This window comes from Terriglobales bacterium (assembly GCA_035543055.1).
Taxonomy (GTDB): domain Bacteria; phylum Acidobacteriota; class Terriglobia; order Terriglobales; family Acidobacteriaceae; genus JAIQFD01.
Genome location: DATKKJ010000054.1, coordinates 52369 through 76571, shown reverse-complemented (window position 1 = coordinate 76571; position 24203 = coordinate 52369). Strand labels below are relative to the sequence as shown.

Here is a 24203-nt window from a genome sequence, read left to right as displayed (position 1 = left end):
CGCCGGATCTGCTCATCCTGGCCCACCAGCACCTTCCCCGCTTGGTGGCCGCACTTCTTCGTCCCCGGCTTCTGGTCCTCGATGTGGTAGCCGGGCACTCCCACCTCGACGAACCGGCGGACCAGATTGCGCACATGCGCGTCCCCTCCGTGGCCGGTGTCGGCGTCGGCGATGATGAACGGTCGATAGTCAACCACCGGGGTCGCGCGGCGCTGCTCTACGCTCATCCGCATGCGGGCGAAGTGCTGGTTCTTGTCCGCCGTCAGCAGCGCTCGCACCAGGCCCGCCGCCTCGTCCGGCACCTGGCTCAGCGGATAGCTGGCCAGGTCCGGGCCGGGATTCTCCGCCGACGATCCTTTGGCGGACGTGGCCCAGCCGCCCAGGTAGATACCTTCGATGCCCATCCGCTTGATGGTCACGGCCTGCCCTGGCGAGTACGGACCGAAGGTCGTGATCGACTTGCGCTGGGAGAACAGCTCGCGCAGGCGGGCATAGAACTCCTCGGCCGCTTTGCGCGCCACGGTGCAGTCGCTGGCGATGGTGCCCTGCTGCTCCGCCACCTCGCGCGCCGAGTACAGGCGCACGATCCCCGCAAACCGCGGACTCGCGAACCATCGCTGCACCGCTTCCACTTGCTGGTCGAAGATGGTCATGGCTGGTCTCCTGAACGGGTGCCCACCCGTCCCCCAATCCAGAGGTGCAGAGGATAGCACCAGAGCCACGCCAGTCGTCAGTCGGCGGCCCAATAAAGACTCACCACAATGGACACCAAGGTCGCACGAAGGACACAAAGAAAGGCTACCCGACAACTACCCCCTCCCCCTCCCACCTGAGTTGTTGTCTAAAGGAGTTACGGGCGGAGAGTTGTCGAGTTGTTGCTGGTCAGTGGCCAGTGGTCAGCGTTAAGCCCAGTCCGCGGAGTGGATGGCATACGTTAGCCCAGGGCGTGAGCCCTGGGTATGGGCCAAAGGCAGGCCAGTCCCGTCGGGGACGGCACGGCGAGCGATGATTTCAAAGATCTTCCGCGAGGGGCGCGGGCGACCAAGGCCGCTACATCCAGAGTAGCAAATCGCGAGTTGATGACCTGCGAGTCTGGAATTGGAAGAACAGTGGAATCAGCAGCTTGCAGGCGGCCGAAAAAAGTTCTTGACATTGCTGAAAGCTATAAGTGGAGTGGTTGTAAGGGGCTGAAACGGGGCGAGTTGGAGCGTTGTACGGAGCAGTGGTCTGAAATAAGAAAAGTCGCTCCAGATTTGTGGTGTGGGTCAGCCGCCCGGGAAGGGCGGCATGAATGTAGCCCGGCAGTTCACTGCCGGGTAGGCGAGGTGTTTGCGACCCAGTCCCGTAGGGACGACTGAGGTGTCGGGCACTTTAGTGCCACATTGGGAATCGTTGGGAATCGCGGAATCTCGATTCCTAGTCCAGGGCACGCCCCGCTGCCTACAATCCCGCCCATGGCGCACACCTACACGAACCTCCTCATTCACTGCGTGTTCTCGACCAAGCATCGGCAGAAAACCATTACCCCGGAGCATCAGGCCGATCTGTGGCCGTACATGGGAGGCATCGCCCGCACCAACAGAATGCACGCCCTTGCCATCGGCGGCATCGAAGACCACGTTCATCTGCTTTTATCCATTCCGTCCTGGATGGCGGTTGCGAAGGCGATCCAATTCATCAAAGGCGGATCTTCGAAATGGGCCCACGAGAACGGGTTCAAAGATCTGCATTGGCAGGAGGCGTACGGCGCCTTTACGGTGGGAGCATCACAGGTGGAGGACACAATCGCCTACATCAATGCCCAGGCCGAGCACCACAAGAAGTTCTCTTTCGAGGACGAGTTTCGGGCATTCTTGAAGAAGAACGGGATCGAATGGGACGAAGCGTACGTGTTCGGGTGATGCGCCTTCGCGATGTTGAAACACCGCTCTACGTCAGTCGTCCCTACGGGACTTTGCGCGCAGGTGATACAGCCTACCCGGCAGTGAACTGCCGGGCTATTCTCATTCTGCGCCTGCCGGCGCAGCCATACTCCAACTGCGCCAAAGCGGACGAAAGGGTGGGCCACTCGCCCATTTCCCCCATTTCCTGGGGCCTCGACTGTCAAGACCAATCTGGCAGCGGAACCTCCTGCTGCTCGATGCAATGTATCAATGATTGTCTGAGGATTTCATCAGTCCAACAGGTAATCTCGACCAAATCAGCTTCAGCGAATGGCCTACCGTGAACGGCATCGCAGCGCAAGTTGTATGACTTGTCAACATCGGGTGGGGTAAGTGACGAGAGCCATCCGCAAATTCTGTCTACAACCCTCCGGGTAACCGGCCTGTCAGTCTTGTCCGCGAACAGAGCCTCAAGACCACCCCAAAGGTTGAACAGTCCCACTCGGAAGTCTGAGGTGTGGTTCCATGTGTAGGAAAGATTCAGCGCTAAACCAAATCGCCGCGACACATCAGTACGACGGAGATCGAGCGCCGCATCCCAGTACTTCCTGACCCATTCGAGGTCGCCAACGCTTATCTTCGCTTCCCGGTTTCCGCGAATTTGACGTGGTACATCGTCGAGAATACCGAAAGTGACACTGTTGTCTGAAATGGCGCAAAGGGCGTCCCACGACCGCGTTGCAAATGACGGGCAGCAGAGCGTCGTGTGGCCACGCAACTTGATCATTGCCGCGGTGTGCCACGCGGATTCTAGAAGGGGGCGAATATCGTCGGTGCCGTCTAAGCCGAAAGCGAGTTCGCTCGAAATGGCACTGGAATAGCGTGCCACAGATAGATAATCAGTCCTTTTCAAATCTGCGGCACGACAAACATGAACTATGCCAGGAGCATTTGTTACCCGGCGTATGACGGCAATTCCATGCAGAACGTCGAAGCAATCGACGTCAAGTTCGCATCCCGTGAGTCCCACGTACACTGCGGTTGCGGGAATGGTCGGCAGCAAGGCAAGTGATTTCGCTTCTGCCTTCTCGAACCATGACATCCGTTCCTTGATCTCCCTGATTCGCTGCTCCCCGTCGCTCATGCTTATCCTATGATAGAACGAACAAGCCAAAAGTGCCCGAATATGGCCGTTGTGATGAGGGTCGGACCCGTCAGGCCGCTTCTGGGACTGAGGCTGTTCCGCCCGCTGCATCTATTGCCCCGTTGGCTGCAAATCTGCCATCCTACGGAGCGGAACTCTTTCCCTAAGTCCTGTGCTTGCATTAGCTTTCGTGCTCCTGGGCCGGGGTGTTAGTATAGGCAGAATCTGACGATGCCATTGAAAACGCTGTTCCTTAATCCCCCTTCGTTCGAGAACTTTGACGGCGGCGCAAGCTCTCGCTGGCCTGCCACCCGCGAGATCGAGTCGTACTGGTATCCAGTGTGGCTGGCCTACCCGGCCGGCATGCTGGAGGGCTCGCGGCTGCTCGACGCCCCGCCGCACCACGTCTCGGCGCAGCAGACCATCGAGATCGGCAAGGACTACGAGTTCCTGGTGCTGTTCACCAGCACCCCGGGATGGCAGGGCGACCAGCGTCTGGCCGAGGCCATGAAGGCCGCCAATCCTGAGCTGAAGATCGCTTTCGTCGGGCCTCCGGTGACCACCGAGCCGGAGCGGGCGCTGCGCGAGTGCCCGGCCATCGATTTCGTGGTGCGCCGCGAGTTCGACTTCGCCACGGTCGAGTTCGCCCAGGGCAAGCCGCTGGAGCAGATCCTGGGCGCGTCCTATCGTAGGAACGGCCATGTCGTCCATAACCCCGACCGCCCGGCGGTGGCCGACCTCGACGACCTGCCCGAGGTGACCGCGGTCTATCAGCGCGACCTCGACGTGCGCCGCTACAACGTACCGTTCCTCCTGTATCCGTTCGTGTCGCTCTACACCTCGCGCGGCTGTCCGGCGCAGTGCACCTTCTGTCTGTGGCCGCAGACCCTGAGCGGACATCCGTGGCGCACCCGCTCCACCGACGCTGTGGCCCGGGAGATGGCGAAAGCCAAAGACTACTGGCCCTGGGTGAAGGAATTCTTCTTCGACGACGACACTTTCAATATCCAGAAGGCGCGCACCATCGAGCTCTGCGGCAAGCTGAAGCCGCTGAACCTGACCTGGTCGTGCACCTCGCGCGTCACCACCGACTACGACACGCTGAAAGCGATGAAAGACGCCGGGTGCCGGCTGCTCATCGTGGGTTATGAATCCGGCGACCCGCAGATCCTGAAGAACATCAAGAAGGGCGCCACGGTGGAGCGCGCCCGCCAGTTCACCAAGGACTGTCGCAAGCTGGGCCTGGTGGTGCACGGCGACTTCATCCTGGGCCTGCCGGGCGAGAGCCGCGAGTCCATCCGCCGCACCATCGATTTCGCCAAAGAACTGGATGTCGAGACCATCCAGGTCTCGCTCGCCCATGCCTATCCCGGCACCGAGCTCTACGATTTCGCGAAAAAGAACGGCTTCATCATCAACGAGCAGGCGATGGTGGACGAGGGCGGCCACCAGATGGCCCACATCGAGTATCCCGGCCTGCCCCGCGAGTACGTGATGGAGATGGTCCACCGCTTCTACGACGAATATTATTTCCGGCCGAAGGCGGTGTTCCGCATCGTGCGCAAGGCGTTCTTCGATTCCACCGAGCGCAGGCGGCTGTACAAGGAAGCCAAGGCGTTCCTGAAGCTGCGGGCGGCGCGCAACCGCTACGTCAAGGAACAGCGCGCCCGGCACGTCGCCGAACCGCCGGCGGGGCCTTCCGACGACGCGACGAAGCCGGCGGTGGAAGCGGTCGAAGTCTAGGCGCCCGGCGTGAGTTTCCGAAAATATCTGGTGCTGGCCGCCATCGTGCTGTGCGGCTCCTGCGGCGACATCTGCCTTTCTTACGCCATGAAGCAGGCGGGACCGCTGAGCGCCGGCGACATCACCCACGTCATCGGATTCGTCTTCACGCCCTGGGTCGCACTTGGCATCCTGCTGCTGATCGGATTCTTCTCCGGATACATGACGGCGCTCTCCTGGGCTGACCTGACCTACGTCCTTCCTGCCACATCGTTCGGCTACGTGCTGCTGGCGCTCATGGCCCGCTTCCTCCTGCACGAGCAGATCAGCCTGACCCGCTGGGCGGGGATCATCCTGGTGAGCCTGGGCGTGGCCGTGGTCACGCAGGGGCCGTCGCTCACGCCGTCCTCTCCGCCGACTGAGGGCAGCAAATGATGTCCCCTCTTCATACCTGGTTGGCGATCGCGGCCGTGGTGATCAGCTCGGTGGCGGGAGACGTCCTGACTGCGCGCGCCATGAAGGAAGTCGGGCACGTGGGCGAACTGTGGCGCAATCGGGGACTGGGCGCGGTCCTCAAGGCTGTGGTCGGGAACGTTTACTTCGCGGTCGGGATCGCCTGCATGGCGGTGTCGTTCTTCAGCTTGCTGGTGGCCCTGTCGTGGGGGGATGTGAGCCTGGTCGGCCCGGCGGCCGCTTCCCTGACCTTCATCGGGAACGCGTTCGCCGCCAAGTTGTATCTGAAAGAGGACGTGAACCGCCGGCGCTGGGCCGCGGCGCTGCTGGTGGCGTGCGGGGTCGCGCTGCTGGCGGTTTAGAAGAAGTACCAGGTACCAAGTACCAAGTGAGTTCTAGGGTAAGAGACGCATTAGACCGGACGCGGGAAGATCGGGTAGGAGAAAGGTTCTTACGTGGCCTGCTGATTTCGTGAGGGCTTCGGCGGCCATGTAGCCGCTGCGCACGGCGCCCTCCATGGTGGCCGGCCAGCCGCTGGCCGTCCAATCGCCCGCCAGGAAGAGACGCGGCCACGCGGTGGCGTTGCTTGGGCGGTATTCGTCGGATTGCGGCAGCGCCGAATAGGTGGCGTGCACTTCCTTGATGACGGTGGACTTCAGCACCTCGGCCTGGCGCACCAGGGGGAAGAATTCGGCCAATTCGCGCAGCGCGAGGTCGAGGATCTCATTGCGCGGTTTTTCGACCAGCGACTTCGACGAGCTCACGACCAGCTCCACGTAGCTGCCGCCCCGGGCTTGCTCGCTGCCCTGCGCATGCAGCTTCGACTTGTGGAACATCCACTGGATGGTGCGGTCGAGCAGCACCGCGTGGTCCAGGTCCGTGATCTGCCGGTCGAACCAGAAGTGGATGCCGGTGATGGGCGAAGTCTCGAAGCGGCGCAGTTGGGCGCGAAGCGCGTCGGCGGCCGCGTCGTCGGGCAAAGCCTTGTCCAGCGCCTGGAACGGCAGCGCCGAGACCAGGAAGTCGCAGCGGACCTCCTCCCCGTTCACACAGAGAAGGGCGTCGTCGGGCCGGGGACGGATGGACTCCACCGCCGCCCGCAACCGAACCTCGCCGCCTCGCGCGCGGATGTACTGGCCGGCCGCGCCATAGAGTTCGGTGAGCGGCACATTGGGCACGCCCATGCGTCCGCCCTCGGCAGACTTCAGGAACGATTCGCGGAAGACCTGCGCAGCGTAATAGACCGACATGCGGTCCAGGTCTTCGTTCAGGGCGCTGACCAGCACCACCTTCCAGAAGCGATCGATCGCCCGCTGCGTCTGCCCTTTGCAGCGGAGCCACTCCAGGAACGATTCTCCCGTCTCCTTCGGCAAACGACGCAGGATGGACATCAGAGCGCGCCCGATGGCGACTTTGTCGGCCCATGAAAGCGATTGCGCAGCCAGGAACGAGAGCGTGTTATGGAACGGCGCGGGCAGGAAGGAAGGCTCGATGTCGGAGCGCCGTCCACCCGGCTCGAGAAAGGTCAGCCGGTCGTACCAGCAGATGTTCTGCTCGACCCCGATGCGGCGATAAAGATCGATCAGGTTGGTGCAGCACCCGAGCAGCACATGCTGGCAGTTATCGACGACTTCGCCGGTGCCCGGATGCTCGTAGGAGGAGGCACGGCCGCCGACGTAGGGCCGCTTCTCGAAGATGGTGACACGGTAGCCGGCGTCGGAGAGAGCGCATCCGGCGGCCAAACCGGCGAGGCCGGCTCCGGCGATGGCCACCGTGGGAGCGCTGTTCATGGGGTCAGCCGCAGCAGGAACCCTCGCGACAGCACGCCCAGTTTCTCGGCGACCGTCAGCCCCACCCGCTGGCTGAAGACGTCGTAGCCGCGGCGCGCGATCTTCTCCAGCAGCCGGCGGTAGATCTCGACCAGCGTCCACAGTGCCGCGCGGCTGTCCTCGTCGATGAGTGGCATCAGGTCGTTGGCCGCGGCGTAAAAGCTGCGAGCGCGGTCGGCCAGCAGTTGCAGCACCGGACGCAGCGGCCCCACGTCAAATCCATTGCTCAACCGCGCCGGGTCCAGGTCCGCCGGCGAGCGCCCGAAGCGGGCCAGGTCTTCCTCGGGGAGATAGATGCGGCCCATGCCGGCGTCTTCCTTCACGTCGCGCAGGATATTGGTGAGCTGGAAGGCGATGCCGCACTGCTCCGCCAGGGGCTCCGCCCTGGGATCGCGATATCCGAAGACGCGGATGGCCACCAGCCCGACCACCGACGCCACGTAATAGCAATATTTCTGCAGTTCGTCGAAGGTGCGGTAAACGATGGCGCCACCACCGCCCGCGGGGAGGTCCATGGCGGTGCCGTACACCAGCTGGTCGAACAGTTCAGGGCGGATGGAGAAGTTCTTCTGCGCGTCGGCCACCGCCATCAGCACCGGATCGTCGGTGGCTTCTCCCCCCAGCACGCGATGCAGGGCATCCAGCCAGGCAGCGAGCTTCTCCTTGCGCTGCTCGAGGGTGAGTCCAGGGAGGTCGCAAATGTCATCGGAGTACCGCATGAACGCATAGACCGCGCACAGAGCGTCGCGCTTGTGCTTGGGCAGCACCAGAAAGGCATAGAAGAAATTCTTGGCGGCCGAGCGGGTGACGCCGCGACAGACGTCGTAAGCGTGCTCGAGCTGCGAGGTCACAAGAGCTTCCTCGCGGCCGCCGTCAGGACCAGCCCCAGCTTCCGCGGCTTGGAAATCACCGGCCGTTGCTTCAGAACGTCGAAGCCTTGGCGCTCGATCGCGTCCAGGATCGCCTGCCCGCCGCGGCTGAACAGCTCGATATCGACGGCCAGCTCCGGATCCACCTTCTTGACCAGGGGCAGGCCTCGCGCGAACCACTCGCGTGCGCGCCCGACCTCGAAGCGCATCAGTTCGAGGAATTGCGGCGTGGCCCGGCGTTCCGCGATCTGCTGCTCGCTGACTCCGAAGCGGCGCAGGCTCTCCAGCGGCAGGTAGATGCGGTCCTTGGCGTAGTCCACGATCACGTCCTGCCAGAAGTTCGCCAGTTGCAGGGCGGTGCAGGTGTGGTCGGAAAGCAGCTGCCGTTCCTGGTCGCGGTAGCCGCAAGCGTACAGGACCAGATGGCCCACAGGATTCGCCGAATAGCGGCAGTATCCCAGCAAGTCCTCGAAGGTCTCATAGCGGTGGACGGTCTGGTCCTGGCGAAAGGCCTTCAGAAGATCGGAGAACTCGTGTCTGGGAATGTCGCAGGCCCGCACCGTCTCCCGCAGGGCGACAAAGACGGGGTGACGCGGCTCGCCGTCGTAGCAGGCATCCAGTTCGCGCTCCCAAGCGTCCAGCAGGGCCAGGGCTTGCGCGCTGTCCTGCACCTCGTCCCCAAGGTCATCCGCGATCCGGCAATAAGCGTAGATGCTGTGAAAATGCGGCCACAGCCGGCGGGGAAGAAACCAGGTGGCGACGGAGAAGTTCTCGTAATGGGTGCGCGCCAGGCGCTCGCAATAAGCCCGGGCCTCGGCCAGGGTGGGGGCGTGCTCGGGGAAGGCGTATTCAGGGGGTAGCGCGCGCCATCCCGCCTCAAGCTGCTCAGCAAATCGGGAACCGTGGCTGATGGTCGATGACATAGGGCGCACGACTCCCGGATTCCGGGGCTCAGTGCCCGGGGATGATGGCGGTCTTGATGTCCCCGTTGCGGTTGAGCATGTGCCGCAGCACCTGCTGCAGCCGGGAGAGCGGCGCTTCGCCGGTGATGTAATCGGTACCCCGAATCTTCTTCTCGGTGATCAGGGCGAAGGCTTTCCGCACCCCTTCCGGGGTGTGGTGGAAGGTGGCCTTCAAGGTGATCTCCGAGTAATGCAGCCGGTTGGTGTCCAGGGCCACGCGGGTGCCGCTGGCGCAACCGCCGAAGAAGTTCACGGTGCCGCCCTTGCGGACCATGTCCACGGCCCATTCCCAGGCCTGGGGACGGCCCACGGCCTCGATGACGACGTCGGCGCCACGGCGGTCGGGGCTGAGGGAGCGCACCGCCTCCACTGCGTCTTCCACGTCGGCGATCTGCACGATATCGTCGGCGCCGAAGCGCTTGGCCGCGGTGACCTGGGCATCCCGCTTGACCACGGCGATCACGTTGCAGCCGGCCAGTTTCGCTACCTGAACGAACATCAGGCCGATGGGGCCGCCACCGATCACCACCACGGTGTCGCCGATCTCGACGTTGGTCTCGTGCAGGCCGCGCAGCACGCAGGCCAGCGGTTCGGCCATGGCTGCTTCTTCGAAGCTGACGTTGTTGGGGATGGCCAGCATGTTGCTCTCGACGATGCGGCGGGGGATCTTGATGTACTCGGCGTAGGCGCCGTTGTTGAACAGCAGGTCTTCGCAGAGGTTCTCCTGATGCTTGGAGCAGTAGAAGCACATCTGGCAGGGGGCCGAATTCAGGGCCACCACCCGCATGCCCTTCCGGAAGCCACGGACGTTGGGGCCGACCTCTTCGACGACCCCGGCCAGCTCATGCCCGAACAACGCCGGGGGGACGATCATGCGGGCGTGGTAGCCGCGCTGGTACACCTTGACATCGGTGCCGCAAGTCAGCGCGACCTCCACCTTGACCAGGACTTCACCTTCGCCCACCCGAGGGATCGGTACCTTCTCGATCTTCACGTCCTCTTTGCCATAGAGGACTGCCGCTGTCATGTGTCCGTTCACTATCCGTTTCCTTCCCAAGAACTGCCCGGCTGAACCATCACCTTCATCGAGTCCGGCTGGGGATGAGCAGCCAATCTTAACGCTTCCACCGCCTGCCCCAGTAAAAAACGGTGCGAGATCAGGCGGGTCAGGTCCATCTCCCCGCCCATCACGAACCGCACTGCTTCGTCCTGTAAATCCACGGAGGCGCTGTACGAGCCCAGAAGCGCCTTCTCGTCCACGCAAATCGCGGCCGGGTCGATGGAGGCCCTACCCCGGACGGTCTGGGCGAACAACAGCACCCGCCCGCCCGGACGCGCAGCATCCAGAGCGAGGGGGATCAAGCTGTCTCCTGCTGTGGCCAGAACGGCCGCGTCAGCCCCCCGGCCTTCGGTGTATTCGCGCACCCGCGCGAGGGTATCGTCCTGCGACGCGTCAATGGTTTCCTTGAGCCCAAACGACTCCGCTATTGTAAGCCTGCGGCGGTGCAAATCGGAAGTAATTACACGGGCACCATATCGTCTGGCGAGGCATCCCAAAATGATCCCGATCGGCCCTTGCCCAATGACCACCACCGTCTCCTCGCGCTGCAGGTCCAGGGTCTCAAGACCCTTCATGCAGGTGTTGACCGGCTCGGTGAACGCCGCCTGCTCGTAAGAGACGCCGGCCGGTATCTTCACCACACCCTTCTGCACGATCCAGTCCATCACCCGGACGTACTCGGCGAACCCCCCGCCGCTGGGCTCGAACCCGGCGGTGCAGCCCACCTTCTTGTACACCGGACACTGCGCGAACACCTTGTGCCGGCAGTAATAACATTGCCCGCAGGGGATGTGGTGAAAAGCCATGACCCGGTCGCCGGCCTTGAATTCGCGCACGCCAGCGCCGACGGCGGCGACCATGCCCGCGGTCTCGTGCCCGAAGATGCGCGGCGCCGAGTGCGATCCGGTGGAGATCTTCTTCAAGTCCGTGCCGCAGATGCCGCAGGTGTGGACGCGGATGAGCAGTTCGCCAGCCCCGATCTCCGGGACCGGGACGGTCTCCATGCGCACTTCGTCCTTGCCGCGATACACCGCGGCCAGCATGGTCGCGGGCACCGCCTTCTGGCCGGTGCTTTTGCCGGATTGGAGAGCGACGGGCATCTAGAACACCCTGAAACTCGGCTTCAGCTTGCGCACGCTGCGCAGGTCTTCGACCTGCAGGATGGCATCCAGCACGCCGCAAATGGTCTGTGCGGCCCTGCGCTGGTTGGCGGCCAGGCGGGCCACGCTGCGCCACAAATGCGGCCGGACAGCGACGTGAGCCAAGAACGGCGCGGCACGGAACTGGCCCTCGTCGTCAATGAACGGCTCGACCGGCGGCAAGACGGCCTCCAGCGTGTCGGAAATCGCCTTCACTGCCAAGAAACTGCACCCGTGCCGTTCCGCCACGCCCGCCACCGTCGCCGCCTCCATGTCCACGCCCTGGGCGTCGTAGCGGTGGGCCAGTTCCAATTTCTCTTGCTCGCCAGCCACGCGGCCGGCGCTGACCAGCGTCCCTCCGCCGAAGATGGCGCGGAAGCGCGCGCCGGTTTCGGCGTCAACCACGACCTCCGGAGTGAGCGGACCGCCTGCCCGCATGCCCGGCACCAGGGCCCCGGCAAAGCCGGCGGAGATGAGCACCTCCACGCCCATGCCGGCGACCGCCTCGGCTGCGCGCCCCGCGGCCAGCGCGCCGATGCCCGAGCACACCAGCACCGCGCGATGCGTCTGGAATGCCTTCCAGCGCCTGCCCCGCGATTCGACCAGGCCGCTGTGCCAGGGCCTGACCAGCCCCGCAACCTCCCGCTCCATGGCGGCGATGATGCCGACCTTAGGCATAGCCATTCTTCCGGAACCACTCGACGGCACGCCGCAGGGCATCGCCCACCGGCGTGACTTTCCAACCTAGCTCGCGCTCCGCTTTCGCGGAAGAGGCGAACATCCTCTTGCGGCCCATGCGCACCGCGTCCAGGGTCACTCGCGGCTCGCGCCTCAACAATCGACCGGTGACCAGGGTATCGACCGCACCCGTGGCCAGCGCCATCGCATACGGCAGCTTCACCTTGGGCGAGGGCAAGCCGGTGATGCCGGCCAGCTTGTCCAGGATCTGCTTGAGCGTCAGGTTCTCGCCGCCCAGGATGTAGCGTTCTCCGGGGCGCGCCTTTTCCGCCGCCAGCACATGTCCCTTCGCGACCTCGGCCACGTCCACCAGATTCATCCCGGTGTCGACATAGGCCGGGAACTTCTTTTTCAAGAAATCGACCACGATCCGGCCGGTGGGCGTGGGCTTGATGTCCTGCTCCCCGATCGGCGCCGTCGGATTCACCACGACCACGTCCACTCCGCTGCGCCCGGCTTCCAGCGCGACCTGCTCGGCCATGAACTTGGACCGCTTGTAGTGGCCGATCATGTCGGCCAGCGCGACCGGCGACTCTTCGTCCGCCGGGCGCCCGTTGGTGGTGAAGCCCATGGTCGCCACCGTCGAGGTGTACACGATACGCCGCACCCCGGCGGCCCGCGCCATCTGGATCAGGGCCCGGGTCCCCTCCACGTTGGAGCGATACATCTCGTCCGCGTCCGGCACCCACAGGCGGTAGTCCGCCGCCACGTGGAAGGCCATCTCGCAGCCCTCGATCGCCGCGCGGAGCGTCTCCGGCTGCCGCAGGTCACCGATGACCCGCTCCGCCGGCAGCGAGTCGATGAGATCGCAGCGGCTGGTCTTGCGTACCAGCAGGCGAAGCTCTGCCCCTTGTTGAGAAAGAGCGCGCGCGACGTGGCTTCCTACGAAGCCGGTCGCTCCTGTGACAAAGACCTTCATAAGCGCACAACGGCGCTAGTCGATCTCCTGGGGCTGCAGGGAGATGTTCTTCTCCCCCGCCTCCCGCCGCTCCCAGTACTGTTTGACCCAGGATTCCCAGCTCTTGCCGGCGGCCATGTCGCGGCCGGAAAAGACCAGCCGCGCGACATCGGCGAAGGACACGGAAACCTTGCTGCCATCGGCTCTGGCGATCAGACGAACGCTGGACGCTGCCAGAGTGCGGCCCATCCGCCGATCGAAAACATAGCCTTCGATCTCCGAGCCGTCTTTGCGCGTGATCTTGACGTCGCCGCGATAACTGAAGGCCTGCTCCAGGGCGGACCGAAGGTCCTGGTCCGAAGCCAGTTCCGGGACCCAGCCTTCGATGGCCTGGCGCTGGGAGCCGGGCACAACTTCCAGCATCTGAGGATCCAGTTCGCGTCCTGATTCCCTGCCGCTCACAGCCGCGTCTCCTGGGCCACCGGCTCCTCGATCTGCACCAGCGGGTTGAACGAGTGCACCGGTTTTACCGGCTGCTTCAGTAGTTCGAGCGCCTCGGGATCGCCATAGTCATGGGAAAAAGTGGCTTTCACCGTCGCCCAGAACCCGCGCAGCGAGCCGAAGGTGTCGTTGACCGCCGAAGCTTCGTATCCGCTGTGCACCATGCAATTGGCGCACTTCGAATTGCCCGACTCGGTCCCGTAGTGCTCCCACTCGGTCGTTTCCAGGAGCTCAGCGAAGGATTCGGCATAGCCGTCCTGCATCAGGTAGCACGGCTTTTGCCAGCCGAAGACGTTATAGGTCGGCATGCCCCAGGGGGTGCAGGCGTAATCCCGCTTGCCCATCAGGAATTCCAGGAACAGGGGCGACATGTTGAAGCGCCAGTCCGGCTTGCGGTTCGAGAGGATGGCGCGGAACAACCGCCGGGTCCGCGCCCGGCCCAGGAAGTGATGCTGGTCGGGGGCCTTCTCGTACGAATAGCCGGGCGAGAGCATCATGCCCTCGATGCCCAGCTCCATCATCTGGTCGAAGAACTGGCGCACGCTCTTGGGGTCGGCGCCGTCGAACAAGGTCGTGTTGGTGGTGACGCGGAAGCCGCGGGCCAGGGCCTCCTTGATCCCCTCGATAGCCTTGTCGTAACCGCCCTCCAGGCAGACCGAGAAGTCGTGGTTCTCGCGCTCCCCGTCGAGGTGGACCGAGAAAGTCAGGTACTTGCTGGGCGTGAACAGGTGGATCTTCTGCTTCAGCAGCAGCGCGTTGGTGCAGAGATAGACGTACTTCTTGCGGGCCACCAGGCCTTCAATGATCTCGCCGATCTGGGGATGGAGCAGGGGTTCTCCGCCCGGAACCGCCACGGTCGGGGCGCCGCATTCCTCCACCGCCCGGAAGCATTCCTCGGGAGTCAGCTGCATCCGCAGGACGTGGCTGGGATACTGGATCTTGCCGCAGCCGGCGCATGCCAGGTTGCAGCGGAACAGGGGCTCCAGCATCAACACCAGCGGGTAGCGCGTGCGGCCCTGCAGCTTCTGCCGCAGCACATAGCTGGCAACCGTCCACATCTGGGAAATGGGTACCGGCAATCCTTACTCCTCGTTCAACGGCCGCGCGCTGGTCCCGTTCTCCTGCAGGGCGGAAAAGACCCGGTGATAGGTGGTCAGGGCCAGCAGCGGGAAGTAGATCTCGTAAAGGTGATACTTGAGGTAGAAGACCCGGGGGAAGCCCGTGCCCGTATAGTCGGGAACATGCCACGACCCGTCCTTCTGCTGGGTGCGAAGCAGATAAGCGATACCGCGGGTCAGCGAGTCGCTGCGCGTGTCGTCGGCCGCCAGCAGCCCGAGGATGGCCCATGCCGTCTGCGAGGGCGTGCTGGGTCCCACGCCCTTGGTGGCGGGATCGTCGTACGATCCGCAGGTCTCGCCCCAGCCGCCGTCGGGATTCTGGACGGAGCGGATCCACTCCGCCGCCTGCTGGATGTAGGCCTCGTGGGTGTCCTCGCCGATGGCCTCCAGGCCGCGCAGCACCTGCATGGTGCCGTAGAGATAATTGACGCCCCAGCGCCCGAACCAGGAGCCGTCAGGCTCCTGCTCGCGCTTGATGAACTCGATGCCCCGGTGCACTACCGCATCCTGCCGGGTGTAGCCATACGCCGCCAGCATCTCCAGCACGCGGCCGGTGATGTCCACCGTGGGTGGATCGAGCATGGCATTGTGGTCGGCGAAGGGGATGTACTGGAAGACCATTTTTTCGTTGTCGCGGTCGAACGACGCCCATCCGCCCTTCTTGCACTGCATCGCAAGCAGCCAGTCCATGGCACGCTTGGTGGACTTCAGCTGGTAGCTCTCGTCGGGATGGTCTACGCGCGAAAGCGCCAGCAGCACTTGCGCGGTGTCGTCGACATCCGGGTAATATTCGTTGTTGAATTCGAAGTACCAGCCGCCCGGGGAGGTGTTCTTGTTCTTGACATACCAGTCGCCGCGCTGCGTCACCTGCTTCTTGAGCAGCCAATCGATGGCCTTCACCAGGCGGGGATCGTCGCGCGAGACGCCGCTCTCGGCCAGGGCAAAGGCGCCGTAGGCGGTGTCCCAGACCGGCGACATGCAAGGCTGCATGCGGAAGGTGTCCTCCTCCTCGATACCCAGCTTCTCGAATTCGTCCATGGCGCGGATGAGCTGGGGGTCGTCGAGCGAGTACCCCAGGCAGCGCAGGGCGATGATGGAGTTCATCATCGCCGGGTAGATGGCGCCCAGGCCGTCGCTCATCTCGAAGCGTTCCAGCAGCCACTTTTCCGCCTTGCGGATGGCCATGGAGCGCAGCGGGCGCACGTGCACCATCTCGAACCAGTGGGTGATGCGGTCCAACACCAGGAAGAAATTCCGCCAGCTCACCAGCTTCTTGTCCCAGTGGAGGCGCATGTTCTTGCGGCTGCGGCCGCCGACGAACAGCTCGGCGACGCCCATCTCCGGCGGGACCTTCTTGAACGGCTTCTTGGCGTAGGCGATGGCCAGCGGCACCAGGATGCCCCGCGACCAGGAGGAAATCTCGTAGAGGTTGAACCAGAACCAGTTGGGGAACAGCACGATCTCCGGGGGCACCGCCGGCACCGCGTCGTAGTCGTACTGCCCGAAGAAGCAGAGGTAGATCTTGGTGAAGGTGTTGACCTCGGTGACGCCGCCCAGCTCCAGGATCTTGTGCCGGGCACGCGCCAACGCCGGATGGTCTGCCGTGTACCCCGCCAGCTTCAACCCGAAGTACGCTTTGACCGAGGCGCTCACGCTGGAAGGCGCCCCGTGGTAGATACCCCAGCCGCCATCCTCATTCTGGTGCTTCAGGATTTGATTGGCGGCCTTCTCGATGCGCCGGGGATCGCCCGTGCCCAAGAGCGCGTGCAGCAGGATGTAATCGGACTCAAGGGTGGTATCGGCTTCCAGCTCGCCGCACCAGTAGCCTTCCTCGTGCTGCTGGCGGAAGAAATGCCCGCGTACAGCGTCCAGGGCGGCGGCGACGCGCGACATCAGGCCGTCGATCTTGCCGAAGATCATGGGAGCGGACCGTGGCGGCCCGCCGGGGGAGTTTTGCATGCGAACTCTTACTCCGTGCTCGCCGCCGCCGGGGCAATGGCTTCCACGATCTCAGGAGGCAGGCCGAAGCGCACGTTCTCCGGCATGACCTCGATCTCGCGGACGTTATCGAACCCGGCTTGCGCGAGGTAGGACACGACCTCCTCGACCAGGCATTCGGGGGCCGAAGCTCCCGCCGTTAGCGTCACCGTCTCAATCCCTTCCAGCCACCTGGGGTCGATCGCCTTGTAGTTCTCGATCAGGTACGAGGGTGTTCCCTCGTTCCGCGCCACTTCCACGAGGCGGTTGGAATTCGAGCTGTTGTCGGATCCGACCACCAGCAGCAGCCTGGTCTGGTGGGCCACTTCTTTGACCGCCGTCTGGCGGTTCTGGGTGGCGTAGCAGATGTCGGAAGCTGCCGGGCCCTCGATGGCGGGGAACTTCTTCTTCAGCGCCGCGATGATGTCGGCGGTCTCGTCCAGGCTGAGGGTGGTCTGGGTCAGGTAGGCGACCCGGCTTGGATCGGGAACCACCAGCGTCTCCACCTGTTCCGGCGAACCCACCACCTGGGTGACCTCGGGCGCCTCACCCAACGTGCCGATGACCTCATCGTGGTCGCGGTGGCCGATGAGGATGATGCTATAGCCTTCCCGGGCGTACTTGACCGCCTCCACGTGCACCTTGGTGACGAGCGGGCAGGTGGCGTCAACCACACGCAGACCCCGGAGCTTGCTGCCATCCCGAACCTCGGGGGATACGCCATGGGCGCTGTAGATCACGCGTTCGCCCTCCGGAACCTCTTCCACGCTGTCCACGAAGATGGCGCCCTTGGCCGTTAACTCCTCGACCACGTAGCGGTTATGGACGATCTCTTTGCGAACGTAGATGGGCGGACCGAAGGTTTCCAGGGCTATGCGCACAATGTCGATCGCGCGCACCACCCCCGCACAGAAGCCCCGGGGCTTTAGCAGCAGTAACTCCTTACCTCTTTGGGAAGGACTCATCTGATTCCACTTCAGTATACCGGAACCTTCTTGACCTACAGATGCAAAGTTGTATCACTTTGGATTCTTCCGGAGCCTAAGCCGTAGAAACTGCAAGGATTAGCACCGGTGGTTAGGTGCCCCGAATCAGGTATGGGTCATGCATTCGCCTTCAGCAGCTGCTCGGCGTGCTTGCGCGAGGTTTCGGTCAGCTTCGCGCCGCTCAGCATGCGCGCCAGCTCGTCGGTGCGCTCTTCGGCAGTGAGGCGCCGGACGCTGGTCCTCACCCGCCCTTGAGCCTCCTTCTTCTGGATCAGCAGGTGCAGGTCGGCGAAGGCGGCGATCTGCGGCAGGTGGGTGATGCAGAGCACCTGGTTGGAGCGGGCCAGCGATTTCAGCTTCTTGCCGACGGCCTCCGCCGCCCGCCCTCCGATGCCGTTGTCGATCTCGTCGAAGACCAATGTGCGCTGCACCTTGCCGCGGCGCTTGCCCACAGTCGCGGTCTCCACCGTCGCCTTCAGCGCCAGCAGCACCCGCGACAGCTCCCCGCCGGATGCGATCCGTTCGATGGGCTGCAGGGGCTCCCCGGGATTCGTGGAGATGAGGTAGGCGACCTGGTCGAAGCCGCTCGCCGACCAGTTCCCTTCCTCGTCGGAGCCGGAGACCTCGATCCGGAACCTGGCCTTCATAGCCAGCTCGTTGGCCGCGGTCTCCACCAGTTTCTCCAACTTGCGGGCGGCCTCGTAACGCTTCCTCGAGATGCTACGCGCTGTCGTCAGGTAATGACGGGCAGCTTCGGCCAGCTCGCGCCGCAATTCGGCGAGCACCTGATCGCGGTTCTCGACCTCGTTCAACTTGCGCGCCGCTTCGGCGCCGAACGCGAGGACCTCTTCCAGCGACTGTCCGTACTTGCGTTTCAGCCGGTCGAGCAACGCCAAACGGTCCTCGATCTCCGCCAGGCGCTCCGGCGAGGCGTCGATCCCGCCGGCGTAATCCCGGAGGGTGACGCTAACGTCCTCCACCGTCGCCCGCGCCGACTCCAGCGACGACACAATCTCCTGGAACTTGCCGTCGTAGCGGGCCAGCTCTTCGATCTGCCGCACCGCCGACCGCATCAGCGTCGCCGCCGAGGCGTCCGACTCATACAGCGATTCGTAGGCGCCCATGGCGGCGGCGTGGATCTTCTCCGCATTGGCCAGGACGCGCTTCTCGCTCTCCAGGCGCTCGTCTTCGCCGATCTCGAGCTTCGCCGACTCGATCTCCTTCTTCTGGAAACTCCACAGGTCCACCAGGCGCATGCGGTCCTGCTCGCTGCGCTCCAGGTCGGCGATGCGCTCACGGATAGCGCGCCACCTGCGGAAGGCCTCCGCAGCATCCGCGGTATCGACCCCGGCGTAGAGATCCAGCAGTTCCAGGCGGGCGGCGGCATCGAAGCCAACGATGGACTCGCTCTGCGCATGCACCGACGCCAGTTCCGGAGCCAGTTCCTTGAGCAATGCCACCGTGGCCGGCTGGTTGTTGAGGAAGACGCGGCCTTTAGCCCCGATCTCCCGCCGCAGGATGAGCTCCGTGCCGTCGCAATCGATGCCGTGTTCCTGCAGGACGGAGGGGATGCGCGTGCCCTCGAACTCGATGACGGCCGAGATCACCGCCTTGTCCGCGCCGTGCCGGACCACGTCGGTCGAGGCTTTCTCTCCCAGCAGCAACGCCAGGGCGTCAATGAGGATGGACTTGCCGGCGCCGGTCTCGCCGGTCAGCAGGTTCAGCCCCGGGCCGAACTCCACCGCCACGTTGTCGATCACCGCATAGTTTTCGACGCGCAGTTCCAGCAGCACCGGATTCTCGGGTCGGGAGTTTTGCGCAGCATAGCACAGACGGCGGTCCGCTCCGGCCCGGTTCATTGACGGAGCCGTGCCGCTGGTGCTACGGTCGAAATCGGCAATGTTCGTGACCACACTCCCCGGTCTGTACATCGGCGGCGCGATCGTGAATCTGGTCCTGCAGAGCGGACCGGTCGCCAAGATCGTTCTCGCGATTCTCCTGTTCTTCAGCGTTTTTTCCTGGGCCATCATCCTGGGAAAGTGGTCCACGGTCAGCCGCGCCCGGTCCCAGAGCGGCCGCTTCGTGCGCGCCTTCCGCAAGGCCACACGGCTGCAGGACATGGCGACGGTCGCCGACCAGTTCCGGCCCAGCCCGCTGGTCTCGGTCTTCGAGAGCGGCTTCGAGGAGTACCGCCGGCAGGCCGGCAATCCCTCGGGCGCACTGCGCAGCGCCGCCTCCGTGCAGCGCGCTTTGCAGATCGCCGCTTCCGAGGAGCTGACGCGTCTGGAGCGCCGCCTGCCCTGGCTGGCCACCACCGGCGCGGTCACTCCTTTCATCGGCTTGTTCGGGACGGTGTGGGGCATCATCGACGCCTTTCACGGCCTGGGGACCGCCGGCGCCGCCACCCTGCGCGCGGTCGCTCCCGGCATCTCGGAGGCGCTCATCACCACCGCGGCCGGCTTGTTCGCCGCCATCCCGGCGGTCATTGCCTACAACCTGTTCACTCATTCCCTGCGCGAGTTCAGCGCCCGGATGGACGATTTCGCGCTCGAATTCCTGAACGCCATCGAGCGCCCGGAGCCCCGGGGTTGAGCCATGGCGATGGGACTGATTCCCCGCGGCCGCACCCTTTCCGAGATCAACGTCACCCCCTTCGTGGACGTGGTGCTGGTGTTGCTCATCATCTTCATGATCACCGCGCCCGTGCTGCAATCCGGCATCGAGGTAGCAGTGCCCAAGACCAAGACCGTGAAGGAAGTCACCGAGGAGCGGGTGGTCATCTCCATCGACCGTTCGCAGCGGGTCTTCCTGGGGAATGACCCGGTCAACATCAACGAGATCGGGGCCAAGTTGCGGCAGAAGGTCCGCGATCCCGAACACCAGTCCATCTACGTGCGGGCCGACGAAAACGTGCCTTTTGGCGCTTTCGCCACCGTCATGGATGCGGTGAAGCAGGCGGGCATCGTGAACGTCAGCATCGTTACCCAGCCGCTGGAGAGCAAGCGTGCCGGTCAGCGCTGAGATCTACCTGGAACGCGAGGACATCGGCCGGCCGCTGGCCTGGTCGGTGGGCCTGCACGCCGCACTGTTCGGCAGCATGCTGATCTATGCCGCCGTGGTCGGCGCGCGCCACGCGGAGGTCTGGGGCGGCACCGGAGGGGGCGGCGCCATCAGCGCCACCCTGGTGAACACCATTCCCCTGCCGGCCAGCGCCACCCAGACCGAGAACATCGTGGCCCACGAGTCCACCGGCCTCTCCCAGTCCCAGCCTCAGGTCAAGGAGGAGCCGAAGCCGGAAGCGGTCGCCATTCCCGAACGCGAGACCAAGCCCAAGCCCGGGCCGCAGCGCAGCACGATCGCCCGGAAGATCGAGCCGCCGCGGGAGAACATCGCCCCCTTCGGACAGGGAGGGCCGGTCAGCGGACCGTACGGCGTCTTCCAGTCGGGCGGCGCCAAGGGCGGGTTCGGGTTCACCGGCGGGGGCGGCGACTTCGGCAGCCGCTATGCCTGGTACGTGGACGCGGTGCGGCGCAAGGTCTCGGAAAACTGGCTGAAATACGAGATCGACCCCGGCATCAGCGCCGCCCGCCGGGTGTACATCACCTTCGACATCCTGCGCGACGGTTCCCCCACCGACATCCAGCTCGAGCAGTCCAGCGGCGTGCCCTCGCTCGACCAGTCGGCGGTGCGCGCCTTGCAGCGCATTGACACCTTCGGCCCGCTCCCGCCCGGCTACCCGGGCCAGCGGGTCTCGGTCGAATTCTGGTTCGACTACCGGAGATGATTGAGGGCCCCGATGAAAGTCTATAATATCGTCCAGCGATACTTATCGATGAAACGACTCTTCGCGGTCCTGCTCGCGTCGTCGCTTTGCGCCTCCGCCGCCGCGGCCCAGCAGGATTGGATCCGCACCGGCACCGGGCTGGGGGTCGAGAAGGTGCGGCTGGCGGCCGCCGACTTCAAGCCCACCACCACCGAGCCGCCTGCCCCGGAACTACTGAAGGTCTTCAACGATACCCTATTCGCCGACCTGGAGAACGCCGGCATCTTCGACATGGTCTCCAAGAGCTTCTACCCGCTGCAGGTGCCGGGCACGCCGGCGGAGATGAACCTGGGGGCGTGGTCCAACCCGCCGCCCAACGCCAGCATGGTCGCTTTCGGCAACCTGGGGGCCGCCGCCGGCCAAGTCAGCGTCCAGGGATGGCTGTTCGACGTGAAGAACGCGCAGTCGCCGCAGGTGCTGGGCAAGCAGTATCGCGAAGCCGCCACCACGGAGAACGCCCGCCTCATCGCCCACCGCTTCGCCAACGAGATCATCTTCCGCCTGGGGGGCGGCATCCAGGGTGTCGCCGAGAGCAAGATCTTTTTCATCAGCGACCGCAGCGGCCACAAGGAAGTCTGGGAGATGGATTACGACGGGGCCAACCAGAAGCAGGTGACGCGCCTGGGCGAGATCTCCCTGTCCCCGCGCGTTTCTCCCGACGGCTCGCGCGTGGCCTTCAGCGCCATCGGGAGCGGGGGCTCGAACATCCTGATGTGGTCGTTGGAACTGAACCGGCTGGTGACCTTCCCCAGGTTTGGCGGCACCAATGCCTCGCCCGCCTGGTCGCCCGACGGCAAGCTGATCGCATTCTCCTCGTCCCGGAGCGGCGATCCGGAACTCTATGTCGCCGATTCGGCTTCGGGCGCCGGCCTGAAGCGGCTGACCAACTACCGCGGCACCGATATCTCGCCCTGCTTCAATCCCAAGAGCGGGGCGCAGATCGCGTTCGTCAGCGGGCGCACCGGCCTGCCGCAGATCTACGTCATGGACGCCGACGGCGCCAACCTGCAGCGCATGACCGACGGGGGCTACGCGGTCTCCCCTGCCTGGTCGCCCAACGGCCAGTTCCTGCTTTTCGCCTGGTTCCGCAAGTACGGCCCCGGGGAACCGGGAGCGCAGGACATCTATATAATGGACGTCGCCAGCAAGCAGTGGGTGCAGTTGACCACCGGCGCTGGCCGCAACGATTTCCCATCGTGGTCGCCCGATGGGCGGCACATTGTCTTTCAGTCTAACCGTTCGGGCTCCGATCAGATCTGGACCATGCTGGCGGACGGAACCAATCTCCACCAGCTCACGACCCAGGGCAGGAATACGATGCCCAACTGGAGTTTTCGATAGACTCTGCGCACTTTGTGCAACCCGCAGTTCGCAGTGATGGGTGATTCGGACGGCGGCACAGACCGTCGGCATGGCGAGACTCGCTCGCATTGGAGGATGAGGTGAAAGAAAACAGACTGAAGTGGTTGATCGTGATCGCATCATTCGCGATATTGATGACTGTCAGCGGCTGCAAGAAGAAGGAGACACCGCCTCCTCCGCCGCCGCCCCCACCGCCGGCGCCGACGGCTTCGCTTTCCGCGAATCCCAGCGCCATCGAGCGGGGCCAGTCCACCACCCTGAGCTGGCAGACGCAGAATGCCACCGACGTGACCCTAGAGGGCATCGGCGGGGTGGAGCCCAGCGGCTCCCGCCAAGTGACTCCGGCCGATTCCACCACCTACCGGTTGACCGCGAAGGGACCCGGCGGCACGAAGGATGCAACCGCCCGGGTGACCGTCACCGTGCCTCCGCCGCCCGTCCAAGCCGGACCCAGCGACGAGCAACTGTTCGCGCAGAACATCCGCGACGCCTACTTCGATTACGACAAGTACGACGTCCGGCCCGACGCGCAGCAGGCCCTGCAGGCCGACGCTCAGTTCCTGGCGCAGCACCCCAGCATCCGCTTCACCATCGAGGGGCACTGCGACGAGCGCGGCTCCACCGAATACAACTTGGGCCTGGGCGACAACCGCGCCAGCGCCGCCAAGAACTTCCTGGTGCAGAATGGCGTCAGCGCCGACCGCATCAAGACCATCAGCTACGGCAAGGAGAAGCCGTTCTGCACCGAGAGCAACGAGACCTGCTGGCAGCAGAACCGGCGCGCTCACTTGGTCTACCAGAAGTAGCTGGCAGTCATGAGGGGCGGGGCCAGGCCCGCCCCTCGATCCCGGCCCTATGCTGTCTACCGACGATGCGCAGCCGTTCTGCATCTAAAGGGATACCTATGACCCGCGAGAAACTACTGATCGTCCTATTGGCTCTCGGCCTGCTGCCGGCCGCACCCGCCTTTGGCGTCTCCAAGGAGATCATCCAGCTTCAGACCCAGGTCCAGCTCTTGCAGGACCAGATGTCGAAGATGCAACAGTCGTTCGACGAGCGCATGGGGGTGATGCGCAACCTCATCGAGCAGAGCACCGACAACGTCAACAAGGCCACCCGGGCGGTCACCGACCTGCAAAAGACCTTGCAGCAGCAGAACACCGATAACGCCGCCAAGATCGACCAGTTGTCGGCGCAAGTGCAGGCGCTGCACGACTCGCTGGACGAGATGAAGGCCCGCCTGGCGACCATCGGCAAGCAGCTTGACACCGTGACCAACCAAGGTCAGAACCTGCCGCCGGGAGCCACCAGCCCCACCTCCGGCCAGGCTCCTCCGCCCGACGTCCTGTACAACAATGCGCTGCGCGACTACAACGCTGCCAAGTATCAACTTGCCGTGCAGGAGTTCGAGGATTACTTGAAGTATTACGGGGGCACCGACCTGGCCGGCAATGCCCAGTTCTACATCGGCGAGATCAACTATCGGCAGCAGAATTTCGAGCAGGCGGTCAAGGATTACGACATCGTCCTGCAGCAGTATCCCGGGGGCAACAAGGCGGCTGCGGCACAGCTCAAGAAAGGCTATGCCCTGCTGGAACTGGGGCAGAAGAAAGAAGGCGTGCAGGAGCTGAACAATCTCATCAGCCGTTATCCCCGCTCGGTCGAGGCCACCCAGGCGCGCGACCGCCTGCGCCAGTTGGGGGCGACACGCAAGCCGTCACCGAGCAAACGCTAGCCGA

The 24203-nt window shown here is 64.2% G+C and carries 24 protein-coding genes; 10 read left to right on the top strand and 14 right to left on the bottom strand.

Annotation, left to right across the window (positions count from 1 at the left end; translation table 11 throughout):
- A partial coding sequence (locus VMS96_04405; protein ID HVP42646.1) for an isocitrate lyase occupies window positions 1-653 on the bottom strand: 653 nt, incomplete at its 3' end.
- Between the two features lie 801 nt (window positions 654-1454).
- Between VMS96_04405 and tnpA the strand changes: the two genes are divergently transcribed.
- Window positions 1455-1901 carry an IS200/IS605 family transposase gene (gene tnpA / locus VMS96_04400; GenBank protein ID HVP42645.1) on the top strand — a complete coding sequence of 149 codons (447 nt, stop codon included), beginning with the start codon at window positions 1455-1457 and terminating at the stop codon, window positions 1899-1901.
- A 202-nt stretch (window positions 1902-2103) separates the two neighbouring features.
- On the opposite strand, the gene VMS96_04395 is transcribed toward tnpA, so the two are convergent.
- Window positions 2104-3027: a hypothetical protein gene (locus VMS96_04395; GenBank protein ID HVP42644.1), complete on the bottom strand. Its 924-nt coding sequence runs from the start codon at window positions 3025-3027 to the stop codon at window positions 2104-2106.
- A 231-nt stretch (window positions 3028-3258) separates the two neighbouring features.
- Here VMS96_04395 and hpnJ point away from each other — a divergent pair, with 231 nt between their 5' ends.
- The 3 genes from hpnJ to VMS96_04380 are packed head-to-tail and all read left to right on the top strand — an operon-like array spanning window position 3259 to window position 5564.
- Window positions 3259-4770, top strand: coding sequence for a hopanoid biosynthesis associated radical SAM protein HpnJ (gene hpnJ / locus VMS96_04390; protein HVP42643.1), 1512 nt, complete (start codon window positions 3259-3261; stop codon window positions 4768-4770).
- Window positions 4771-4779: 9 nt separating this feature from the next.
- Complete coding sequence (locus VMS96_04385) at window positions 4780-5184, top strand: hypothetical protein (GenBank protein ID HVP42642.1); 405 nt, start codon at window positions 4780-4782, stop codon at window positions 5182-5184.
- A complete protein-coding gene (locus VMS96_04380) occupies window positions 5181-5564 on the top strand; it encodes a hypothetical protein (GenBank protein ID HVP42641.1) in 384 nt (127 codons plus the stop codon). The genes VMS96_04385 and VMS96_04380 overlap by 4 nt, the downstream gene beginning before the upstream one ends.
- A 33-nt stretch (window positions 5565-5597) precedes the next feature.
- Here VMS96_04380 and hpnE read toward each other — a convergent pair whose 3' ends face one another.
- The 12 genes from hpnE to recN form a co-directional block, all read right to left on the bottom strand.
- Window positions 5598-6992: a hydroxysqualene dehydroxylase HpnE gene (hpnE, locus tag VMS96_04375; protein ID HVP42640.1), complete on the bottom strand. Its 1395-nt coding sequence runs from the start codon at window positions 6990-6992 to the stop codon at window positions 5598-5600.
- Entirely contained in the window at window positions 6989-7882 is an 894-nt protein-coding gene (locus VMS96_04370; GenBank protein HVP42639.1) for a phytoene/squalene synthase family protein, read from the bottom strand. Before VMS96_04370 ends, hpnE begins: the two co-directional genes overlap by 4 nt.
- Window positions 7879-8823 (bottom strand): squalene synthase HpnC, encoded by a 945-nt coding sequence (gene hpnC / locus VMS96_04365; protein HVP42638.1) that lies wholly within the window; start codon window positions 8821-8823, stop codon window positions 7879-7881. The genes VMS96_04370 and hpnC overlap by 4 nt, the downstream gene beginning before the upstream one ends.
- Window positions 8824-8851: 28 nt before the next feature.
- A complete protein-coding gene (locus VMS96_04360; protein ID HVP42637.1) occupies window positions 8852-9889 on the bottom strand; it encodes a zinc-binding dehydrogenase in 1038 nt (345 codons plus the stop codon).
- A gap of 11 nt (window positions 9890-9900) precedes the next feature.
- The gene (locus VMS96_04355) at window positions 9901-11022 is read right to left on the bottom strand and encodes a zinc-dependent dehydrogenase (GenBank protein ID HVP42636.1); all 1122 of its coding nucleotides are present in this window, start codon (window positions 11020-11022) and stop codon (window positions 9901-9903) included.
- A complete protein-coding gene (locus VMS96_04350; protein ID HVP42635.1) occupies window positions 11023-11739 on the bottom strand; it encodes a hypothetical protein in 717 nt (238 codons plus the stop codon).
- Window positions 11732-12718: a hopanoid-associated sugar epimerase gene (gene hpnA, locus VMS96_04345; protein ID HVP42634.1), complete on the bottom strand. Its 987-nt coding sequence runs from the start codon at window positions 12716-12718 to the stop codon at window positions 11732-11734. Before hpnA ends, VMS96_04350 begins: the two co-directional genes overlap by 8 nt.
- A gap of 15 nt (window positions 12719-12733) precedes the next feature.
- Complete coding sequence (locus VMS96_04340; GenBank protein HVP42633.1) at window positions 12734-13120, bottom strand: hypothetical protein; 387 nt, start codon at window positions 13118-13120, stop codon at window positions 12734-12736.
- A 35-nt stretch (window positions 13121-13155) separates the two neighbouring features.
- Window positions 13156-14277, bottom strand: coding sequence for an adenosyl-hopene transferase HpnH (gene hpnH, locus VMS96_04335; protein ID HVP42632.1), 1122 nt, complete (start codon window positions 14275-14277; stop codon window positions 13156-13158).
- 3 nt (window positions 14278-14280) lie between these two features.
- The gene (gene shc, locus VMS96_04330; GenBank protein ID HVP42631.1) at window positions 14281-16275 is read right to left on the bottom strand and encodes a squalene--hopene cyclase; all 1995 of its coding nucleotides are present in this window, start codon (window positions 16273-16275) and stop codon (window positions 14281-14283) included.
- Between the two features lie 8 nt (window positions 16276-16283).
- Entirely contained in the window at window positions 16284-17258 is a 975-nt protein-coding gene (locus VMS96_04325; protein ID HVP42630.1) for a 4-hydroxy-3-methylbut-2-enyl diphosphate reductase, read from the bottom strand.
- Between the two features lie 137 nt (window positions 17259-17395).
- Complete coding sequence (recN, locus tag VMS96_04320; GenBank protein ID HVP42629.1) at window positions 17396-19072, bottom strand: DNA repair protein RecN; 1677 nt, start codon at window positions 19070-19072, stop codon at window positions 17396-17398.
- A 106-nt stretch (window positions 19073-19178) separates the two neighbouring features.
- Between recN and tolQ the strand changes: the two genes are divergently transcribed.
- The 6 genes from tolQ to VMS96_04290 all read left to right on the top strand — a co-directional run bounded on the left by tolQ (window position 19179) and on the right by VMS96_04290 (window position 24199).
- Window positions 19179-19871 carry a protein TolQ gene (gene tolQ / locus VMS96_04315; protein HVP42628.1) on the top strand — a complete coding sequence of 231 codons (693 nt, stop codon included), beginning with the start codon at window positions 19179-19181 and terminating at the stop codon, window positions 19869-19871.
- Between the two features lie 3 nt (window positions 19872-19874).
- Window positions 19875-20300, top strand: coding sequence for a biopolymer transporter ExbD (locus VMS96_04310; protein ID HVP42627.1), 426 nt, complete (start codon window positions 19875-19877; stop codon window positions 20298-20300).
- Window positions 20284-21063, top strand: coding sequence for a TonB family protein (locus tag VMS96_04305; GenBank protein HVP42626.1), 780 nt, complete (start codon window positions 20284-20286; stop codon window positions 21061-21063). The genes VMS96_04310 and VMS96_04305 overlap by 17 nt, the downstream gene beginning before the upstream one ends.
- Window positions 21064-21111: 48 nt before the next feature.
- Window positions 21112-22443: a Tol-Pal system beta propeller repeat protein TolB gene (tolB, locus tag VMS96_04300; GenBank protein HVP42625.1), complete on the top strand. Its 1332-nt coding sequence runs from the start codon at window positions 21112-21114 to the stop codon at window positions 22441-22443.
- A gap of 101 nt (window positions 22444-22544) precedes the next feature.
- A complete protein-coding gene (gene pal / locus VMS96_04295) occupies window positions 22545-23270 on the top strand; it encodes a peptidoglycan-associated lipoprotein Pal (protein ID HVP42624.1) in 726 nt (241 codons plus the stop codon).
- A 98-nt stretch (window positions 23271-23368) separates the two neighbouring features.
- Complete coding sequence (locus tag VMS96_04290; GenBank protein HVP42623.1) at window positions 23369-24199, top strand: tetratricopeptide repeat protein; 831 nt, start codon at window positions 23369-23371, stop codon at window positions 24197-24199.
- Window positions 24200-24203 lie beyond the last annotated feature (4 nt).

Excerpts from the sequence above, each read along its gene's own strand:
- VMS96_04395 (HVP42644.1), bottom strand. The coding sequence starts at position 3,027 with ATGAGCGACGGGGAGCAGCGAATCAGGGAGATCAAGGAACGGATGTCA.
- VMS96_04325 (HVP42630.1), bottom strand. The coding sequence starts at position 17,258 with ATGAGTCCTTCCCAAAGAGGTAAGGAGTTACTGCTGCTAAAGCCCCGG.
- VMS96_04360 (HVP42637.1), bottom strand. The coding sequence starts at position 9,889 with ATGACAGCGGCAGTCCTCTATGGCAAAGAGGACGTGAAGATCGAGAAG.
- hpnC (HVP42638.1), bottom strand. The coding sequence starts at position 8,823 with ATGTCATCGACCATCAGCCACGGTTCCCGATTTGCTGAGCAGCTTGAG.
- VMS96_04355 (HVP42636.1), bottom strand. The coding sequence starts at position 11,022 with ATGCCCGTCGCTCTCCAATCCGGCAAAAGCACCGGCCAGAAGGCGGTG.
- hpnJ (HVP42643.1), top strand. The coding sequence starts at position 3,259 with ATGCCATTGAAAACGCTGTTCCTTAATCCCCCTTCGTTCGAGAACTTT.
- tnpA (HVP42645.1), top strand. The coding sequence starts at position 1,455 with ATGGCGCACACCTACACGAACCTCCTCATTCACTGCGTGTTCTCGACC.
- shc (HVP42631.1), bottom strand. The coding sequence starts at position 16,275 with ATGCAAAACTCCCCCGGCGGGCCGCCACGGTCCGCTCCCATGATCTTC.
- VMS96_04310 (HVP42627.1), top strand. The coding sequence starts at position 19,875 with ATGGCGATGGGACTGATTCCCCGCGGCCGCACCCTTTCCGAGATCAAC.
- VMS96_04380 (HVP42641.1), top strand. The coding sequence starts at position 5,181 with ATGATGTCCCCTCTTCATACCTGGTTGGCGATCGCGGCCGTGGTGATC.
- VMS96_04350 (HVP42635.1), bottom strand. The coding sequence starts at position 11,739 with ATGCCTAAGGTCGGCATCATCGCCGCCATGGAGCGGGAGGTTGCGGGG.
- hpnE (HVP42640.1), bottom strand. The coding sequence starts at position 6,992 with ATGAACAGCGCTCCCACGGTGGCCATCGCCGGAGCCGGCCTCGCCGGT.
- hpnA (HVP42634.1), bottom strand. The coding sequence starts at position 12,718 with ATGAAGGTCTTTGTCACAGGAGCGACCGGCTTCGTAGGAAGCCACGTC.
- tolQ (HVP42628.1), top strand. The coding sequence starts at position 19,179 with ATGTTCGTGACCACACTCCCCGGTCTGTACATCGGCGGCGCGATCGTG.
- VMS96_04340 (HVP42633.1), bottom strand. The coding sequence starts at position 13,120 with ATGCTGGAAGTTGTGCCCGGCTCCCAGCGCCAGGCCATCGAAGGCTGG.
- VMS96_04290 (HVP42623.1), top strand. The coding sequence starts at position 23,369 with ATGACCCGCGAGAAACTACTGATCGTCCTATTGGCTCTCGGCCTGCTG.
- tolB (HVP42625.1), top strand. The coding sequence starts at position 21,112 with ATGAAACGACTCTTCGCGGTCCTGCTCGCGTCGTCGCTTTGCGCCTCC.